This is a genomic window from Lujinxingia litoralis (genome assembly GCF_003260125.1).
GTDB classification, from domain to species: domain Bacteria; phylum Myxococcota_A; class Bradymonadia; order Bradymonadales; family Bradymonadaceae; genus Lujinxingia; species Lujinxingia litoralis.
In genome coordinates this window covers 183,765-203,811 of the sequence record NZ_QHKO01000003.1, presented here as the reverse complement: position 1 = coordinate 203,811, position 20,047 = coordinate 183,765, and the positions used below count along the sequence as shown (strand labels likewise).

General features: G+C 62.7%; 14 protein-coding genes. 7 read left to right on the top strand and 7 right to left on the bottom strand.

Features of this window, described 5'->3' with window-relative positions; all coding sequences use genetic code 11:
• Positions 1–47 precede the first annotated feature (47 nt).
• A complete protein-coding gene (locus tag DL240_RS08225; RefSeq protein WP_111729400.1) occupies positions 48–671 on the top strand; it encodes a DUF924 family protein in 624 nt (207 codons plus the stop codon).
• A 28-nt stretch (positions 672–699) separates the two neighbouring features.
• Here DL240_RS08225 and DL240_RS08220 read toward each other — a convergent pair whose 3' ends face one another.
• Positions 700–1,452: a hypothetical protein gene (locus DL240_RS08220; RefSeq protein WP_111729399.1), complete on the bottom strand. Its 753-nt coding sequence runs from the start codon at positions 1,450–1,452 to the stop codon at positions 700–702.
• A 110-nt stretch (positions 1,453–1,562) separates the two neighbouring features.
• On the opposite strand from DL240_RS08220, the gene DL240_RS08215 reads away from it, so the two are divergent.
• A complete protein-coding gene (locus DL240_RS08215) occupies positions 1,563–2,318 on the top strand; it encodes an RCC1 domain-containing protein (protein ID WP_111729398.1) in 756 nt (251 codons plus the stop codon).
• Between the two features lie 21 nt (positions 2,319–2,339).
• Here the strand turns inward: DL240_RS08215 and DL240_RS08210 are convergent, their stop codons facing one another.
• Complete coding sequence (locus DL240_RS08210) at positions 2,340–5,498, bottom strand: ATP-binding protein (protein WP_111729397.1); 3,159 nt, start codon at positions 5,496–5,498, stop codon at positions 2,340–2,342.
• Between the two features lie 362 nt (positions 5,499–5,860).
• Here DL240_RS08210 and DL240_RS08205 point away from each other — a divergent pair, with 362 nt between their 5' ends.
• Together DL240_RS08205 and DL240_RS08200 are read left to right on the top strand one after the other, a co-directional pair.
• A complete protein-coding gene (locus DL240_RS08205) occupies positions 5,861–6,325 on the top strand; it encodes a ferritin-like domain-containing protein (RefSeq protein ID WP_111729396.1) in 465 nt (154 codons plus the stop codon).
• 192 nt (positions 6,326–6,517) lie between these two features.
• Positions 6,518–6,820, top strand: a complete 303-nt coding sequence (locus DL240_RS08200; RefSeq protein WP_111729395.1) for a hypothetical protein — start codon at positions 6,518–6,520, stop codon at positions 6,818–6,820.
• A gap of 244 nt (positions 6,821–7,064) precedes the next feature.
• Here DL240_RS08200 and DL240_RS08195 read toward each other — a convergent pair whose 3' ends face one another.
• The 5 genes from DL240_RS08195 to DL240_RS08175 all read right to left on the bottom strand — a co-directional run bounded on the left by DL240_RS08195 (position 7,065) and on the right by DL240_RS08175 (position 16,017).
• A complete protein-coding gene (locus tag DL240_RS08195) occupies positions 7,065–9,161 on the bottom strand; it encodes a hypothetical protein (RefSeq protein ID WP_146618185.1) in 2,097 nt (698 codons plus the stop codon).
• Between the two features lie 233 nt (positions 9,162–9,394).
• A complete protein-coding gene (locus DL240_RS08190) occupies positions 9,395–10,348 on the bottom strand; it encodes a hypothetical protein (protein WP_146618184.1) in 954 nt (317 codons plus the stop codon).
• A 153-nt stretch (positions 10,349–10,501) separates the two neighbouring features.
• Positions 10,502–11,473 (bottom strand): hypothetical protein, encoded by a 972-nt coding sequence (locus tag DL240_RS08185; protein WP_111729392.1) that lies wholly within the window; start codon positions 11,471–11,473, stop codon positions 10,502–10,504.
• Positions 11,474–11,928: 455 nt separating this feature from the next.
• The gene (locus DL240_RS08180; RefSeq protein WP_111729391.1) at positions 11,929–13,878 is read right to left on the bottom strand and encodes a hypothetical protein; all 1,950 of its coding nucleotides are present in this window, start codon (positions 13,876–13,878) and stop codon (positions 11,929–11,931) included.
• Positions 13,879–14,337: 459 nt separating this feature from the next.
• Complete coding sequence (locus tag DL240_RS08175) at positions 14,338–16,017, bottom strand: hypothetical protein (protein ID WP_146618183.1); 1,680 nt, start codon at positions 16,015–16,017, stop codon at positions 14,338–14,340.
• Between the two features lie 300 nt (positions 16,018–16,317).
• Between DL240_RS08175 and DL240_RS08170 the strand changes: the two genes are divergently transcribed.
• The 3 genes from DL240_RS08170 to DL240_RS08160 are packed head-to-tail and all read left to right on the top strand — an operon-like array spanning position 16,318 to position 19,975.
• A complete protein-coding gene (locus tag DL240_RS08170) occupies positions 16,318–17,151 on the top strand; it encodes a hypothetical protein (RefSeq protein ID WP_111729389.1) in 834 nt (277 codons plus the stop codon).
• Positions 17,152–17,171: 20 nt separating this feature from the next.
• Complete coding sequence (locus DL240_RS08165; RefSeq protein WP_111729388.1) at positions 17,172–18,731, top strand: 1-acyl-sn-glycerol-3-phosphate acyltransferase; 1,560 nt, start codon at positions 17,172–17,174, stop codon at positions 18,729–18,731.
• Positions 18,732–18,787: 56 nt separating this feature from the next.
• Positions 18,788–19,975 carry a lipid-transfer protein gene (locus tag DL240_RS08160; protein ID WP_111729387.1) on the top strand — a complete coding sequence of 396 codons (1,188 nt, stop codon included), beginning with the start codon at positions 18,788–18,790 and terminating at the stop codon, positions 19,973–19,975.
• The last annotated feature ends 72 nt before the right edge of the window (positions 19,976–20,047 follow it).

Sequence of the window (20,047 nt, the reverse complement as noted above, 5' to 3'; positions counted from 1 at the left end):
ACAAACATCACCCCGACGTTGAACACCTTTTGCCCCGGAGGCAACCTGTGACCTCTTACCAAGACGTACTTCAATACTGGTTTGGCACCACCGACGCGATCCGCGACGGAAACTTCCCCCCCGAAAAGTATCGCATCTGGTTTGCCGGCGGTGAGCAGGTAGACCGCGAGATCCGCGAACGTTTTGCCGAACTGGTCATCCAGGCCCGCAACGCCGAACTCGAAGACTGGCTTCAGAGCGCCGATAGCCGCCTGGCCCTGATACTTCTCCTCGATCAGTTCACCCGCAACATCTACCGCGGCACCGACCAGGCCTTTGCCGCCGATCATCTGGCGCTCAAATACGCCCTCCAGGCCATCGAATGCGGCCACGATCAGGAACTCGCCCCCATCGCCCGCGCCTTCTTCTATATGCCGTTGGAACACGACGAATCACTCGAACACCAGGATCGCTGCGTAGAACTCTTCGAGTCCCTGACCCACCAGGCTCCCGACGCCCACGTGGAGCTCTTCCAGGGCTTTCTGGACTACGCCGTCCAGCACCGTGACATCATCGCCCGCTTCGGACGCTTCCCCCACCGCAACGCCATCCTGGGGCGCGAGTCCACCGCCGAAGAACTCGCCTATCTGGAGGCCACCGACGTACACTTCGGCCAGAAAGCCTCCAGCTAAGCAGCGCCCCCGGCCCGGACGCCTAAAATCAGAGAACCAACTGGCGGTCCTCAATGCACACGCCTCCCTGACAGGTGGTGCGTGCCGGGCAATCTACCTGCTCCTCACAGCTACGGCGCTCACACATATCGCTGGCGTTGCAGCCAAACATCGGGTCCGGGCAGACGTCTTCTACGCACCTCTGAATGGCGCATTGCCCCCGGGAGCTACATGCCATCCCCGGGGGGCAATCCGAATCCGCGGAGCAGTCCGCCACACAGGAACCAGCGAAGCATTCGTAACCCGCAGCGCACCCCGCGAACTCCCCACACCCCGAACAGATCCCGCCGGGAGCACTCCGCGTGCACAGCGGACCGCCGGGAGCATCCGGCGGGCAGTTCGTGCTCGAATTGCACTGCCCGAGCGGCCGCCCTTCGTGCGGATCGCCTCCGACATCTCCACCGGCATCATCGCCCGAATCGACATCTCCCTCCTCGACATCCGGCTGACCCTGGGTCGCATCTTCCTCGGCATCCGGCTGACCCTGGGTCGCATCTTCCTCGGCATCCTGCTGACCCTGGGTCACGTCTTCTCCAGCATCGTCAGGTTGTTGAGTGTCCCCGCCGCCCCCGATCAATCCCCCGTCTCCAACGTCCGACGCGTCGCTCTGGCCACCATCGTCGCACGCCGCTCCACAACCGGCGTCCACCGGCGCAGGCACGTGAGGGTCGTCGGTACATCCTCCCCACGCGCCGATGGCCAACACCATCACCAGTGCGCGCATCCAGTTCATCGTATTCATTCAGATTCCTCTTCAGGTCACCCCGCCTGCGCGGGCATCGTTCATCATCAAGATGCGTTTACCTTTAATGCAGCTTTCTTTGATGATGTACCCCACATTGGGAGGTGTCCATGAAGATCCCGCCCCCCTCGACCTGGCGTACCATCCTCCGCATGCAGCAATGGGCGGGCCCCCGCCCGTTGCTGATCCTCGCCCTGCTTGCTCTACTCTTCAGCCCCCGGGCTGTGGCGCTGGTCCCCGAAGGTGTCACCCCGCCCGCTGCCGAAGACTTCACGCGTCAGAACCCCTACACCCCTCTCTCACCGCACCTCCTTTTTCCCGCCCCCACCCCTACGCTGGTGGTGGCCGCCGACTGGAGTTGTCGTCTGGATGAAAGCGCGGCCCTCTCCTGCCAGGGCCCCGGCGTTGACCGCGACCTCACGCGTGCACCCATCGCCCGCCTCGTCAGTGGCCTGCGTCATATCTGCGCGCTCGACATCCTCGGCCAACTTCTCTGCATCGGCGACAACACCCACGCCCAGACAGCCTTGCCCACTGAGACCTACATCGACCTTGCCGCCGGCGACCGCTTCACCTGCGCACTGACCTCGCGCGGCCAGCTACGCTGCGCTGGCACCCATGTTCAGGGCCCCATGCGCGCCCCCGAAGGCACTTTTTCGCAGGTCGTCGCCACCCCGCAATTCGCCTGTGCGCTATCAACCGCCGGCAAACCCCTGTGCTGGGGGGCAAACCTGCCGGGAAATCTCGACGCGCCCGCGGAGCGATTTGTCTTGCTCCAAACTCGCCCCCCACAGGTCTGCGGCGTCACCTCCCGGGGACACACACAGTGCTGGGGCGCCCAGCACGCGCCGGCTCCCACCCCCTGAACGCTCAGCGCGCGTCGGCACTCAGGACACAACCCCTTCCCCGACCGACTCACATTGCGTTTGCAGAATCTTTCGCGAGAGCGCCACCACCTCGCCATCGCCCGCCGCCTCTGCCAGCTCCGCATTGATTTCAAACATCTCCCGCAGATCTCGCGAACGCATCCCCTTCTCGCGCACATACCCTTCAACCGTGACGGCGTACTCACGCCACACCGCCCAGCTACTGCTGGCCGCCAGGCAGGGCATCATCGCCGCCAACGTATAGACCTGCTCGCGCACCATCCCCGCCCGACTCCACGCCGACTCCACATCACCAAGCAGCTCCATCGCCTCGCCATAGCGCCCCTGAGTCACCATCATCATCCCCAGGTTGCACCGAACCAGGTTGGCATCGACCCCACCCACGGCCTCCCAACTCGCAATCGAGCGCCGGTACATCACCTCGGCTTCTTCCCAGCGCTCCTCCCGGCGGCAGAGTTCGCCATAGGCATTGTAATAGTCCCCGCCCGAAACCCGCTCGAAGAGCTCTTCCTCGTCCCGCACCTCGTCGAGCAGCGCCCGCGCGCGAAGAAGTTCCCCAGACTCCAGACAGGCCGATACTAACCCGAGAGTCGCCGCGGCCTGGCCGCCCAACTCCCGGGCCTGAGCCCAGAGCTGGCGAGCCTGTTCATAGGCATCCACCGCCTTCTCGTAGTTGCCCTTCTCCTTCCAGGTACTGCCCAGCCGCAACAGCGTACCGGCCAGCCCATGGCGATCGCTATGAAGCTCGCTGACGCGACGAGCCTCGCCAAGCAGCACTTCGACCTGCTCGAGATTTCCGTGGGTGAAGTTAAGCCCGGCGTCCAGCCAGATCAGCGGCACCAGGAGTTCGGCTTCATCCTCTTCACGAAGCAGTTGACGGGCTTGCTCGATCACGGGCTGCGCCGCATCGACCTGACCGGCTGCATGAAGCGCCCAGCACTGACGAAGCATACCTCGCACGCGCCGCACATCCCGCGCATCGAGCTCCAGCCGATCGCAGGCCTGGTCATAACGCGCAATCAATCCCAACGCCCGCCGCGACTCCCCCATATTTCCGGCGTGAGTCCCCCCCTTTAACAGATGTGCCATAGCCCGGTCGTTATCACCGGCCTCAAAAAGATGAACCCCCAGGCGCTCGGCCACCGTAAGATCGTCCTCAGAGTAGCGGGCGGCAAGCGCGTCGGCACACGCGCGGTGAATCGCCTTGTACCGTCCTTCCTGCATCGCGCGACGCGCCAACGATTCCCGCAACATCGGGTGCACAAACTCGAAGGAGCGCTCCTCATAAAGTTCACTGGCCAGACAGTTGGCAAAGAGCGCCGCCAGAAGATGATCGGGGAGCCTCACCTCACACCGCTCGCACACATCCTCCCACTCCTCAGTCAACACCGTGAGTCCCAAGGCAGCCGCGATCTCCATGGCCTGCAGCGCGGCCTGGCGCACCTCATCATCAAACTGCTCAATGAGCTGCTCCACCGCCCCATCCCACGATTCGAGCATCCCCTCCGGAAGACGCTCGCGCTCCGCCTCACCAACGGTCAGACGTTCAGGATCGCGCTCCGAAGGGACCAGCAAATCTTCATGCACCCAGCGCTTGAGCACCCGCACAATGAAGAGCGGATTGCCCCCGGCACGCTGGGCCAGTTCATAGGCCAGCTCTTCCTCCAGCGGTGCCAGCAGCGAGATGAACGAGAGCTGCTCATGAAGCGTCAGCGGTGGCACAACCAGCTCACTGACCGACGACTTTTCAAGCAACTGATCGAGCTGCACCCTCTCGAGCGGTCGATCCACCAACGCTTCATCATTAACCGTGATCACAACCAGCACCGAGGCGCGCACCGGCGAGTCCAACAGCCCCTCTACCCAGTCGAGCGTCTCGCTGGCCCACTGTCCGTCTTCCACACAGACGATCAGCGGGCGCTCCCGACTGAGCTCATTAAACGCCAGCTGCATCGCCGCGCTGCGTTCGGCGCTGGCTTGAGCCTGCGCGCGCTCCCCCCAGGGAAGCATCCAGGCCGCCAGCGCCTGAGCCGATGCCCGTGCCTGCAACTCGTCGAGCCCCCGGCCGCTGAGTTCCTCATACACGCGCCGCTCCGCCCCCTCCACCGAGAGCCCGGTCGCCCGAAAGTAGCGTGCGAGCATGCGCGTGAGCCCGTCGGCGGAGTTCGCCACCGCATGATGCGATGCCCTCATCACGTCGGCCAGCCCCAGCTCGTGAGCCCGACGGGTTAGCCACTCCACCAGCCGGGTTTTGCCCACCCCGGAAGGCCCCCGCACCACCACAACCCGGGCGCGTCCTCCCTCGTGCAATTCCATCAACGCCCGCCACAGCCCGTCACGGACCTCGGTCCTCCCCACCAGCGGCACTTCCCGAAAACGGTACAGCTCCGACGATCGCCACAGCTCGCGAAAGGCGTCCCAGTCCACCTCGCCATCGCGACGCCAGCTCGGCGGTCGCCGCTTCTCCGGCTGCTTCGGTCCCCAGAAATGAACGTCCAGGCGGCTTAAATGCTCATGAGCATCGGCCGCAAACCGAAAACGATCGATGGGCGATTCGTCCAGGCAGCTAAGCACCCAGCTGGCAAACCCCGAGGGCACAAAGTGATGTTGCTCCCCACGCGTGGGTCTTCCCTGCTCATCATCGGGCATGCGCCCGTAGAGCCAGCGAAACGCCATCACCCCCACACTGTACAAATCGCTCCAGGCTCCCTGCTCTCGCCAGCGCCCTTCCACCACCTCCGGCGCCTGATACCCCGAACTCGCCACCTCCAGACCGTCGAGTCGACGGGGCGGCAAGAGCCCGAATTCCAGCAGCTGCACCGCTTCCACGTCCTCCCGGCCAGGGCTAAGCGCGACCCACACCAGCTCGGGGCTCAGCCGGCGGTGCACCACCCCACGGGCGTGCCCGAACGCCAACGCCTCCAACACTCCCAGAAGCACCCGGCGAAACTGCGGCCACTCCAGTCGTTCCATGCACCCCTGCAGGGGCTGCCCACCCTCCAGCGGTGTGCTCACCCAGAACACATCGCCGGCCAGCATCGCCCCCTGGCTGCTGCCGGCCTCGTCCAGGCTGATCTCACCAAAGTCATACAGCGGCGCCACACCCGGGTGAAAAATCACCGCCGCCCCCTGAGCCTGCCGACGATAAAGCTCAGACATCCCCGCCGGCTCGTGGGCCGTATGCGCTGCTCGCAGCGTACGCCACCGCCCGGAAGCCTCGTCAAACACCTCCCACAAACGCCCCCCCAACCCCGTCTCCCGAGCTCTCTCAAGCCGGTAATTCCGAACTCGCACGTGTTCTCCCCTTACGCACTTGGTCGCCCTCTGAATCGCCACCGGTACGCCTCCCGAATCACCGGGCGTCTGTCTCTAGTAACGCGCACCCTAACACACCCTTTGACTCCGCGTCATCGCGCGTTCTTTGCCCGGATGTTGACCTTTTGTGTTCGGCCCTTATACCTTGAGAGCCAATTGCTGGCTGATTTTATGTCCGCTCACCGATCATTACCCTGGAGCACCCTATGAGTTCGAAAGAAGAGCTGATCAAACGCCTTAACACCGCGATGGCCTGGGAACTTGCCGGCGTCATCCAGTACATGCAGGCTGCGGTGATGGTCACCGGATACGAACGCGAGATCTTCCGTGAGTTCTTCCACGAATCCAGCGAAGAGGCGCGTGACCACGCCGAAGCCCTGGGCGAAAAGATCGCCGTGCTCGGAGGCATCCCGACCGTAGAGCCGGCCACCATCCGCCAGGCCGCTGACGTCCAGGGCATGCTCGAAGCTGCTCTGGCCCTGGAAGAAGACGCGCTCCAAGCCTGGGAGGCGGCCCACGAGGTTGCCGGCGCCGCGAACAACGGCACCCTGTACTGGATCGAAGAGCACGTCGCTGAAGAACAGGACCACGTTGATCACCTGCGCAAGCTTACCGGCAAGGTGACCTTCGCCGCGGGCGACATCAAGAAAGGTAAGGGCACCACCGCCTGAGCCGCTTGAAAAGAACGTAGCCTCCCTTCTTAAGCCCCTCGCCCACCGGCGAGGGGCTTTTTTTTGGTGGGTCCAACCGGGGGGCGGGAAATGAATTGAGAATCGATTTCATTTTCGCCTTGACCGAATATTGAAAGTCATTATCAATGACGGTGTGTACTCCAGCGTTCCCCCCACGGCGGACCCAACGACATGACCTTCGAAAAACATCTCGGCGATCTTCTGGGCTTTGAAGCAGACACCCGTGTGGAGCTGGTCCAGGTCAGCGAACCTGGCGAGACCCCGACCCTGGAGCTGCGCCTTCAACGGGATGGCCACGAGTTGGGTTGGCTCACCCAGCGCCGCATCCGCCTCTGCGCCGGTCAAATCGGCGCCCTGCGAGATGCGCTCAATCTGATGGATGCTGACGGACGAGATGCCCCGGCGCCACGCGTCCATCCGATGCGCCGCCAGGACAAGGTCATCTCCATGGCCGATCTGCGCCGCTCCAGCTGAAATCACCGGCCGCAACGTTGTGCACACACAAAAAGCCCCCTGAGGAGCACGCTCTTCAGGGGGCTTTCTGCATCTTAGCGACGTCCGTAGGTCAGACTTTTCAGGAGCTCCGCGACGTCCGTAGGTCAGACTTTTCAGGAGCTCCGCGACGTCCGTAGGTCAGACTTTTCAGGAGCTCCGAGACGTCCGTAGGTCAGGTCTTGCAACCTCCGGACGCCGGAGCCTTCACACACAAAGAACAGGCTCAACGAGGCGCGCAGGCCTCCACCGACGACGCCTCCACACTGCTCAACTCGGTAGCCTCTCCGGCCCGGGCGCGGGCCACGAAGCAGCCGTACTGCGCCTGGGCATCGGCGCGCTGATAAGCGACGTTATGACCGTCGAGCACCTGGGGCTCGTACTGCGTGACCACCGCCGTGACGCCATCGCGGTTGCCTACGACCGGAAGCTCCAACACCTGGTCGCGCCCCACCCAGCGCATCCATTCCAGCGCATCTTCTTCCAGCAGCGGTGCCACCACCTCCGCGCCCACTGCCGCCGAGAAGGCCGCCCGCGACCCGGGACTAAAATAGCTGTCATCCAGCCCCGAGTGCTGCAATGCCTGCTTGGCCGGCACTCCGGCATGAGGCTCCTCGATCAGATGGCGACCGTGCGCCACCGGGTCGACCAGATCCCAGACATTCTGCACCGCGCTGAGGATCGGGTCGAAGCGATTAAGCTCTTCATCGGAGCGCAGGCCAATCGCAACCCGCAGCGCCTGCCCCACGTTGACCGGCTTAACCGACTTCAGCGCGACCTCGATGAGGACGCCACCAGATCCCGAAAAGATCCCGGCGGCAATGGTGCGATCAACGGTCAACGCCGGAAGCCCGATCGTCGACCCCATCGACTGACCCATCGCCGAGATGCGCTCGCTATTAAAGCGAATCAACCCGTCCTCTGACGCCCCGGCATCCAGGTACTCCGGCGCCACCGCCGGATCGATCGCCATCTGCCCCAGGAGTCGCGCGTGCAGCGTCACTTCGCTGGCTGCCACATTGAAGTTGTCCACCGCCGCCCCGGGGTTGCCGATCAGGTTGTAGAGCATCAACCCGGTGGTATCCGGCGGGCTGTAACGCGTGCCATGAAGATTGAAATCCGCCGCAAAGCCCGCCACCCCGTAGGGCGCCACCACCCCGGCCGGGCCACTCCCCGCCGGAGCATCCGTCTCCAGATCGGGCTTCGGTCCCCGCATGTAGAGTTCATCGGCCCGCCCCCCGGAGCCATGCATGTACATCAGGACCGGAAACCCTCCCTCGGGCATCGCCTGGCGGGGCACCGTCACAAAGAAGCGGATCGTCTGAGTGTCGACCTGCATCAACTCCCCACTTTCATCCAACGCCAGCGCTCCGGCCGGAGCGCTGGAGTACGGGCGCGACCCCTGCTGAACCGTGGGCACATCGTAGGTCGCCTTCAGAAGCACGTAGTCATCAAACACCTCCACCAGCTCAAACCCGGGGTCCTCGTTGACCTGCGGCTCCGGCTGCGCATTGAACCAGTCGTTGATCTTACGCAGGCGTACACTCGGGTCATGCGTGGTAAACACCGCCATCCCGCGCACCGCGTCGGGCGCCACACCCAACCCCTCCACAACCTCCAGCGCTTCCACGTAGGGAGCCGCCGCAACCGCGCCAACATCCTCCCCCGCAAGCAGGCGCACCAGATCCGCCGAGCGGACAATCGCCTCGCCCGCGTCGTCCTTGAGTTCATCGGTAAAGATCAGCGCGTAACGCGTCGTCGCGCGCCGAACCACCCCGTATGGCGAGATGCACCCCACCATATGAGCCTCATGGTAGGTTCCCGCCTCCGGACGATACTCACACTCAATCGGCAGCACGCGCCCCTTCTCAGGACTCGACGCGTCCACGTCGACCAAAAACACCGAGGGCCAACCACCCTCCATCTCCATCGACGCCTCGTACCCGCCGACCAACGTGCTCGCATCCAGCGGCCCGTCAAAATGCGCGAACATCCCGCCGATAAGCCCCCACCCTTCCAGGCGGCTATCGGCAGCTTCGAACCATTCCTTAAGAATGTTGCGACGCGTCGCCTCCGGCCAGGCCGTGAACACGCCTTCAAACCCCTCCCGACTGCGAACATCGCTGGGGAAAGGAAGGTCGAAATACGCCGATGAATCCACATCAAAGCGCATCTGCCTTCCTTCAATCTGCGAGTCGCCACCGTCGAGCGCATCCCCCCCGACATCGTCGCCGGGCACGTCCGCGGCGTCGCCCGAACATCCTACGCTGACCGCCAGCGCCAGCGCCGCCGCTCCCATCCACCACCATCTGCGCTCTCTCATCACCGCACTCCTACCTTCAAATTCTCATCGTAGACGTCACACGCTCAGACGTACTTACCCGCTGACAACGTGCCCTACTATGGCCAGCACGCTCCCTGCTGTACAGCCCCCCGGCGAACCGGCGATGTCCCACCAAAAACGAAAGGGCCTCCACATATGCGGAGGCCCTTTCGTTTTCAGATGCCCTTCGGAAAGCGCGCCCCGAGAGACGCCCTCTCATTCATCGGACAAGCTCAGTCGTCATCGTGACTTCCCTTCTTCGGCTTGCAACAACCATCCTCGCCTTCACCGGCGTAAATCGGGAAGCGCAACGAGGCCTTGGAGTCGTAACCGAAGGGCTTGAGGTGATCACCCTCCCAGAGCAAGTCGTAGACGCTGGCCTTGAACTCGTAGTCTCCTGCCTCACCCAGGCGCATCTTGAAGCACTGCACCTCACCGACGTTGTTGCCATTATCCCCACCGTTGTGATCCCCGCCGTAACTCTCCATGGAGTCCGGCTCACCATTGGTGTCGCCGTTGGGGTAGTCGATCTTGCGCGGCTCGCTCAGCAGCTTCGGACCGCTCTTCTTCTCCAACTTGAACTTCAGCGGGTCGCCATCCGGGTCATACGCTGCAATGCAGACTTTGACCTCATCACACTCCGTATTGAACTTCTTGAAGTACACCCCACGGATCACCGGCGGGTGGTTGAGCACCCCGATCACGTCGATCGCGCCGTTCTCCTTCTTCGGCTCACACTGGCTGATCAACATCACCTCGGTTGTCTGCCCCGCAAAGACCTTGACGTGGTTCATATAGGCCTCGTCACAGACTCGCGAGGGCCGGCCGTACTTGTTCAGCGGCACGATCTTGACGTGATAACAGCCCTCCCGAAGCACCGAGAACATGTCCGCAAAGGAGTGATGCGAGTCGCCATCAAGGGGCGAATCCATGAACTCGGGGATCATCCCCGGAAGCTGCATATCCTCCAGGCTTCGCACCTCCTCCAGTACCGGATACCCGTGACACGTCTTGATCAGAAACTTGATCTTCTTCACATCGGAGTTCCCCTGGTAATCAAACGAGAGGGCGATCCCCGTCGAGCTCACTTCCCCCGAATCAGAGGGTCCATCCTCGACCAGATCCACACCACAACCGCTCATCGCAAACAAACCCGCCGCCAGCCACACCATTGAGTGACGCTTCATGTGCATTCCCCTCATATCTCGGGTCGATGAACCCTCCCCCGGGCCCCCACGGCACCGGAGGAGGTACAGGTGGTACAGCTGCTGACGCTGGCCGCGTCAGCTATGTCTACGGCGCTTCAGATTCCGCCGTATAGACCTCCGCATTACCGGACACTACTCACCATTCTCCGGCACCCCATCGGGGTAAATCTCATCGCAGCTGGGGTAGACCGTCTCCGGACGGAAGCGTCCGTCGGGACACGTCGTCTCCACATCATCCCACTTATACGGGCTGCAGTAGAACTGCGCCGGCCAGATGGGATTGCACCCCGGCGCCCGGACAATCTCTCGCACCCCGGGCAACAAATGGAACTCCCGGGTGGACGCGTCGTAACACTCCAGCTCGATATCCCAGTTGGTATGCACCGGGAACACCATCTCCGCGTGGGAGGGATGCCCCACATAATCTTCGATCCGCGCCAGGCCACCGTTCTCGTGAAGCATGTCGTAGACCCGGACCCGGAACTCATAGGTGCCATTCCACAGGGGAGCGGCCTGCATGCACGCCCGGGCCTGCTCTCCGTCCTGCTCCACCTCCACTTCCACAGGCCCCATAAAGAGCTGCTGCCCACCAACCTGCTCAAACTCAAAGCTCAGCGGATCGGCGTTGGGATCGCGGGCACTCACGCACACTTCCACCAGCTCACACTCAAAGATGAACTTCGAGGGGCTGTACTCGATCGACACAATCACCGGCGGGTGATTCAACCCCGCAATCACATCGAGTGACCCGGTGGAGTCCCCTTCGCACTGGCTCAGCAGCAACACCTCGGTGGTCTGCTTCGCACGTACCTGCACCCCGCTCACCGCTGCGTCGTAACACTCCTGAGAAGGCTCTCCGTTCTCCTGCAGCGGCCGGGCCCGCACGTCGTAGCACCCCGGCTCTGCCACCGTAAAAAAGTCCGAGAAGAGATGGGACGACCCCCGATCCAGCGGGTTGTCGTCCAGACTCGGGATCATCCCGGGGATGCGCAGATCTTCGAGCGAGCGTTCTGCCACCACCCGCTCCCCGCCGCCGCAGGGCTCAATCTCAAAGAGAAACCCGGCAACGTCGCTGCCTCCCTGGAAATCCACGGTAAGTTCCATCGACGCGCCGCCCGGGCCCGGAACCGGCTCCTGGAGCACGCCACATCCGGCAAGACAACCCGCCGCTAAAACCAGACCCCAACTGTGCCGATGTATCCTCATCGCGTCTCCCCCTCGTCACAATCCATCCTGCCCCGGCACCTCAATGCGGCAACGCTACGCTCTTCCCTGAGCCCGCATCTCGGCCCCGAATCAGGACCGGCGGCGGCCTGCTCAAAGGTGACACACCCGGGGCATGTCACCCTTGCTCTCGATCCAGACCGCTCCCTGCCTCAACCTGCCTTCCTGGGACTTATATAAAACGTAAGGCTCACTGCGGCGCCAGCAATAACAATTCTCACTAAATCGAAAATACTGAGAATTCTAAACTTACCCCTATCAAAAAAGCCCGGACGCGACAGACGCGCCCGGGCTTCTCGCTATCTCATCCTGGTAAGAAAACTCCGAAGGCTCACTTACTCCTCATCGTTGCGATGCGCCTTCTTCCGATGCCCTGCCTCAAGCCCTTCCTCCTCATCAGCACCATCATCGCTCGCCACCTCCTCACCGGCACTGTCGTCGACGTCTTCTACCTCACCGAGCACGTCTTCAGACTCCTCATCACGGTGCTCTTTCTCACGGGGGAGTTCTTCCTCCACCTCGCCAAGCACATCCTCCGGCTCTTCTTCGACCTCATCGCGGTGTGTCTTCTTCTTGTGCTCCTCTTCCGGCTCTTCCACCTCGCCAAGCACATCCTCCGGCTCTTCTTCGACCTCATCGCGATGCGTCTTCTTCTTGTGCTCCTCTTCGGGCTCTTCCACCTCGCCAAGCACATCCTCCGGCTCTTCTTCGACCTCATCGCGATGCGTCTTCTTCTTGTGCTCTTCTTCCGGCTCTTCTACTTCGCCGAGCACTTCTTCGGGTTCCTCATCACGGTGTGTCTTCTTCTTGTGCTCTTCTTCGGGCTCTTCTACTTCGCCGAGCACTTCTTCGGGTTCCTCATCACGATGCTCTTTCTCGCGAGGACGGTCCTCTTCCACCTCGCCAAGGACCTCTTCCGGCTCCTCGTCACGGTGTGTCTTCTTCTTGTGCTCTTCTTCCGGCTCTTCTACTTCGCCGAGCACTTCTTCGGGTTCCTCATCGCGATGCTCTTTCTCGCGAGGACGGTCCTCTTCCACCTCGCCAAGGACCTCTTCCGGCTCCTCGTCACGGTGTGTCTTCTTCTTGTGCTCTTCTTCCGGCTCTTCTACTTCGCCGAGCACTTCTTCGGGTTCCTCATCGCGATGCTCTTTCTCGCGAGGACGGTCCTCTTCCACCTCGCCAAGGACCTCTTCCGGCTCCTCATCGCGGTGCCCCTTCTTCTTGTGCTCTTCTTCGGGCTCTTCCACCTCGCCGAGCACTTCTTCGGGTACCTCATCGCGATGCTCTTTCTCGCGAGGACGGTCTTCTTCCACCTCGCCAAGGACACCTTCCGGCTCCTCGTCACGATGCTCCTTCTCGCGCGGACGTTCATCCTCCACCTCACCAAGGACACCTTCCTCCGCCCCGTCGCACGTGGCATAAACCGGGAAACTCAGGCGAGCGTGTGAGCGAGTCTCATCATCACCAGCCTGACGAAGAAGGTCTTCGACGCGCACGCGCTCGCCATCGGTGTCTACAAGCACATCATAGGCTCGCACCTCATAGGCGTAGGCGCCGGTATTTCCGGGCGTCAGACTCACGCACTCGGTAACACGCCCCTCATCGTCGGGCTCGGTAGTCGACACCACACGAAGTGCCTCGCTGGGAGTCGGCCCGGCCAGCTGCTCCCACTCAAATTCGAGGTCATCGGCGTCACTGTCGACGCCTGTTGCACAGATGGTGAGTTCTTCGCACGCCACCATTTTGGAGGGGTCAAAACTCAGCTGCGTCAGCGCCGGCGAGAAGTTGAGCACGCCGAGCACGTCCATCGCACCGGTGTTGTCTCCACCGCATTGACTGACCATTGCAATCTCGGTGGTCAGCCCAGGGCGCACCTCAACATCGGTAGCAATGGAGGGTTCGCACTGCTCCACCTCCGCCCCTGATTCATCGATAGGCACGAGTTCCACGTCGTAGCACCCGGCATCCAGCACCACGAAGTAGTCGGCAAAGATCACACCTTCTTGTCCGGCGACACCCAGCTCCTCAAAGGCATCATCATCGGGGAAATCCAGCTCGGAGAGATCGCGCTCATCGACGATGACCTCTTCCCCATCGCAGGTCTCGACCAGGAAGCGAACGCCGGCGACGGTCTCCACCTCGCTGAGATCGATGGTCAGCGCCAGACCGGTTTCTCCCGTCTCTTGAGATGGATCGGGAGCCTCGGGATCGAGTGTTTCCATCCCACAGCTGGCGAGCAAACCGGCGCCCAAGAGCGCCAGGGTTAGCCTGATCGTACCTTTCATCCTCTACCTCCTCGTAGGGCTCGACGGACAGGCAGAGGACTCCATGAATGCAGTCTGAGGGAGAGTCCTCTGCGAGCATGCACTCCACTGCATGCCGGACCTACGGGGGCTCGGCAGCAGTCAATGCATCGACTTCGGGCGACATCTGGTCACGCGCCCCACTCCCTGTGTGGACGGCGACCCGGGCATCCTCGCGAGGACATCAGGCAGGACATGTAACGCGAACCGCTTTGCACCAGATTCAACGTGTCAACTTCGCGCTTTCGAGTACCGAATGTAATCAGCAGCCATGGATCTCAAAGAAAACTCATTAATCACAGAATCCACACATTAAATCGGCCATAAAAAAAGCCGCCTCCAGACCTGGAGGCGGCTTTACATCACCCGCTCAAATGCGAGGCACCTGAACACCAACTCAGATCAACCATCGCGCGGGCCATCGAACTCGCACGGGTTCATTCAATCACGCTCGTCGTCGTCATCGCCGTCGCAATCCTCGTCATGCTCGTGGTCCCGATCGCAATCGTCATCATCGTCGTCGCCATCGCAGTCCTCGTCATGCTCGTGGTCCCGATCGCAATCGTCGTCATCGTCGTCGTCATCGCAGTCCTCGTCATGCTCGTGGTCCCGATCGCAATCGTCGTCATCGTCGTCGCCATCGCAGTCCTCGTCATGCTCGTGGTCCTGATCGCAATCGTCTTCCGCGTCTTCATCAGCTTCGTCGTTTTCACCATCCTGGTCGTCGTCTTGACACGACTCCGGCCCCATCTGCCCCTCGTTGAAGGCTTCCAGAAGGGTAGCCAGACCAAGGGCAACATCCCGGCCGGGCTGCCCCGGAGTCAACACCGGACAGCCGCCGAGCAGGGTCGCCACCTGGTCCAGTGCCAGACTGATCGCAATCGGTACCTCGACGCCGTCCGCCGCATTCAGACGCGCAGCGATGTACTGCACCGCCAGGATGTACCAGGCATCACCCTCGGGCGGAGTGTTCAAAATCTCCAACCAGGTCTCTCCACAGAGCACCATGTCCTCGTCGATGGGCCAGGGATAGTACTGATTGCCCTGCCCAAAGCGATTGTGGTTCTTCCAGTACCCCTGGCCGCGCGGACAGGCCTCCGAAGGCTCTCCGCCATCGAGCTCACCGCCGACGTCACTCCCCGCATCCTCCCCGACATCGGGCTCTCCCCCGGAGTCATCGCCCCCGTCCAACTCGCCGCCGACATCGCTGCCCGCATCAGCGCCCGCATCCACATCCCCGGGACAGCTGACGTACGCCGGAATCTTAAGCGTCGCCCGCGAGCGTACCTGCCCGTAGCCCCCGGCCTCATACCATTCCTCGGCGGTGACCAGCTCATCCTCCAGGTGAAAGAGGTCGAAGACCTTCAACCCGAAGAAGTAATTCGCCGACTCATCGGGCAGGGTGTAGCGCACGCACTCCACCGTCTTGCCGTGGAAGGTATAGCGATGCACGACCTCCGGACCGCTGGTCGCATCCGGCCCCGAGAGCTGTACCCACTTCATACGTACCGGATCGCGGTCGGGATCGCGCACCGTGGCACAGAACTTCACTTCGGCCGGACAACTCAGAAATTTGCCCGGATGATAGCTCAGCTTCAGGATCTCCGGAGGATGGTTAAGCGTGGCAATCACATCGATGGCCCCGCCGGACTCCCCATCACACTGGCTGACCAGAAGAATCTCGGTGGTCTTGCCCTCCACAACCTCCACCCCTTCGGCCCGGGCCGGCTCGCAGCGTTCCGAGGCCCGGGAGGGCCCGGACATCGGGGTAATCGTCACATCGTAACACCCGGGCTCCAGCACCCGGAAATAGTCGGCAAAGCGGTGTTCGGAGTCCTCATCAAGGGGCTCCCCCTCAAAGGCGGGAATGCCTCCGGGCAATACCAAATCCTCCATCGAGCGTATGTCCTGATGCACCAGGTCCTGGGTCCCGCAACGCCGCACATCGTATCGCATCGCCTCGATCTCGGATCCTCCCCGCAGGTCGAGGGTCATACTTAACCCGGTGACGTCATCCCGAGTGCCCTCGCGCTCGCTACGCTCGCGCTCCCCAACCTCATCGCAACCCATAAGCGCACCACACAACACCAGCGCACACCACAGCGGTGTGATTCTCTGCATGCATTCCCCCCGTTAAATTGTCGGCTACATCGCGTTGTTATGACCCCCAACGCTGGTTGCGTCGGGCGCCCCCCCCCCGGACCTCGCTCCCATCTTCCGGGGATCGTACTCGCAACTAAACGTAAACAGCCGTCCCCCCCTTACAACCCGCCCGGTGCCGCTGCCCGCCACATTTACAAGCCTTGTCCCCACAGGCTACGATAGGCCCACGATGGGGAATGCCCGCCCGCACTGGCGCCTTGTTGCACTGCGCCACCGGGCGCCGATCCCCCCACCCTCGTCGCGGAGCTTTACTTTACGATGTCCAGTCGCCACCAAGCCGTACTTGCCATCTTCTTTGAAGAGGGCCTGACCACGCTCTCTCCTCCCGCGCTCGCCTATCGCATGGGCGTGCCGGTGCGCGAGGCCGAGGCTCTTCTCGACGACATGGTTCGAGACGATCTGCTCGCGCTGGACTTCTCCTCCGACGCCGACTTCGCTTACCGTCTGCCTCCGGGCACGCTTCCTCCCGAACCTCTTCCGCCGGCGGTCGCCTCCCACGCGACGGTCGCAACGCACCACCAGGCGGCCACAGCCTGGTCCGAACCTCAGACCGCCACACACGCGCCGGTCGCCTCCCGCGCCGCGCATCGCCGCGCCGCCCCACAGTCCCCCTGGCCGCAGGCGCGCGCCGCCGCGCCCCACCACCGGCCGCCCCACGCTCCTTCCGGGCCTGATGGCACCGATGGCTCAGTCGGGCCGACTCGTGCGCGCTTTGCCACCGCCGCGCCCCTGGCGCCAGCCTCACACCCGGGCGCCTCGCCACGCCCCCACAGCCAGCCTGCCCCCTCCCGGCAGCCCGCCAACTCCCGGCAGCCCGCGCCCTATCCGGCTCCCTCCACCGAGATGGTACGCCACCGCCCAAACCTGCCCACGCCCTATAAGGCCCCCTCCCGAAAGCCTTTTACCGCGGGACTCCTCAGTTTTCTTTGCACCGGCCTGGGTCAGGTCTATAACGGCGAGCCGCTCAAAGGTGGGCTGATGTTGGCGACCAGCGCGATGTTGTGGCTTTTTTGGATGGGCTGGATCGTCTCGATCTGGTCGATCGTCGACGCCCACACCGTCGCCGAGCGCGCTGAGTCTCCCGGAGCCTAACCCTTCAGGAGTCCCAGACCGTGGCTGAACTCTCCAAACATGCCACCGCCATGCCCCCTTTCTACCGGGGGGTACGCTTTCTGGCGCACTGGACCGTGCGCCTCTACTTCTACGACATCCAGGTCGTCGGGCTGGAGAACATCCCCGAGAATCAACCGATGATTCTCGCGGCAAACCACCCGAATTCCATCATGGACACGGTACTCCTGAGCACGGAGAGCCCCTTTCGCATCAACTACATGGCGCGAAGCGGTGTCTTCGAGCATCCGGTGGTCCGGGCGGTCCTCAACGGGGTCGGTGTCATCCCGATCTACCGGGCCCACGAAGTCTCCAACCAACCCGAACGCAATCGCAACAGCTTCTACCGCGCCTTCGAACTCCTGGAGGCCGGCGGCTGCATCGGTATGTTCCCCGAGGGCACCAACTCCCCCGACCGCCATGTCCGGGAGATCAAAACCGGCACCGCTCGCCTGGCCCTGGAAGCCGAAGCCCGCAATGACTTCCAACTCGGCATCCAGATTCAACCCGTCGGACTGAACTTCGCCGAACGCGATCGCTTTCTCTCCAGCGTGCTCATTCGTTACGGACGCCCCATCGAAGTGCGCGACTTCGCCGACCAGTACCGCGCCAATCCCCGCCAGGCCGTCTACGACCTGACCCAGGTGATCCTTCAGAGCCTGCGCGACGTCGCCACCCACATCCACGATGACCGCAACCGACAGCTCGTCATCGATATCCATCGCATCTACGGCAACGAGCTCCTCTCGGAGTTTATGGGCGACCACAGCATCGACCTCCGCCCCCTGACGCACCGCCTCTTCGACCGCATCCGCGCCGCCGACGGCCCGCGCCCCGATCTCGACGATCGCTTCACCATTGAGCAGGCCATCGCCGACGCCGTCGACTTCTACGAAGAGCGCAACCCGGCGATGGTCGCCCGGGTGCGCATGGACATCCGTCGCTACAAGGATCACCTGCGCCAGGTCCGCCTGCGCCACGACATCCTCCACGAACACAGCCCCGGCAACCTCAGCAGCCGTCGTGAAGCCCTCAAGCTCACCGCCTACGCACTGGGCCTGGGACCGCTGGCCATCTACGGCATGCTCACCAGCCTGGTGCCCTACCTGCTGATGCGCGCCATCGTCAGCCACCACCCCGAAGAGGCCAAACGCGCCTTCATTGTACTGATCAACAGCTTCTACATGTTCCCGCTCTTCTACGGGCTGCAGTGCTGGTACCTCTGGCACAACGTCCGACCTCCGCTCTGGGCCATGGCCCTCTTCGCCCTGAGCCTGCCCCTGAGCGCCTTCTTCTTTTTGAGCTGGTGGCGAAAGATCCTCGCCTACCGCGACCGCATCCTCTCGCGCACCCTCTTCCGGACACGTAAAAACCTGCTCGACACCCTGGACCTGGAACGACGCCAGCTCATCGACACCTTTGAAAATATCAAGTTTGAGTATCTGATCGCGCGCTTCGGCCACCTCTTTGATGCCGACGCCGACTACGCCCTGCCCTCGGACATGCTCACCACCGAGGCCAAAGAGAGCCGCGCCGTGCCGGCCGAAGAACACGCCTCCTAGCAGCAGATCCGGCCTCTTCCCTGTTTCATCATCTTCCCCACTTAAAGGAGCTTCAGATGAGCCAAAAAGTCTATGTCGTTGGCGTCGGTATGACCCCATTCGAAAAACCCGGTCGGCGAGACTGGGACTACCCCGATATGGTCAAAGAAGCCGGTACGCAGGCCCTGGAAGACGCCGGCATCGACTACAGCGCGATCGAACAGGTCTTCTGTGGCTACGTCTACGGCGACTCCACCAGCGGTCAACGCGCCGCCTACGAACTCGGCCTGACCGGCGTGCCGATCTATAACGTCAACAACAACTGCTCCACCGGCTCGACCGCACTTTTTATGGCCCGCCAGCTCATCGCCGGAGGCATCATCGACACCGCTCTGGCCCTGGGATTTGAGAAAATGCAGCGCGGCTCCCTCAAGACCGACGGACAGGAAGATCGCGCCAACCCCCTGGGACGCCACTTCGAGACGATGGCTTCGCAACGGGGATTTGCCCGCGCCCCGGCCGCCCCACAGATCTTTGGCAACGCCGGCCTCGAACATATGGAACGCTACGGCACCACGGCCGAGCACTTTGCAAAGATCGCCCACAAGAACCACCTGCACTCCACCAACAACCCCCGCAGCCAATTTCAGGATGAGTACACCCTCGAACAAATCCTGGAGTCGCGCCCGGTCCACCATCCCCTGACCATGCTGCAGTGCTGCCCGACCTCCGACGGCTCGGCCGCCGCGGTGCTGATGAGCGAGGCCAAGGTGCGCGAGCTGGGCCTGCAGGACCAGGCCATCGAAATCGCCGCGATGAGCATGACCACCGACATGCCGAGCTCCTTTGGCAAAAGCGCCATCGATCTGGTGGGCTTTGAGATGAGCCAGAAGGCCGCCCGTCAGGTCTACCAGAGTGCCGGCATCACCCCCGAAGACGTCGACGTGATCGAGCTGCACGACTGCTTCTCCACCAACGAACTCATCACCTACGAAGCTCTCGGCCTCTGCGACCTCGGTCAGGCCGGCCGACTGATCGACGAGGGACAGGTAACCTACGGTGGGAAGTGGGTAGTCAACCCCTCCGGCGGACTAATCTCCAAGGGACATCCTCTGGGCGCCACAGGCCTCGCCCAATGCGCCGAGCTAACCTGGCAGCTGCGCGGTCAGGCCGAACGCCGCCAGGTTGACGGCGCCGAAATCGCGCTGCAGCACAACCTGGGACTCGGTGGCGCCGCCGTCGTCACGCTCTACCGTCGCAGCTGAGCACGTCCCACTTCGCTGACCCTCGGGCAGAATTTCCCCCTTAGATTTCAATACCTTCGTCTGACCGAGGGT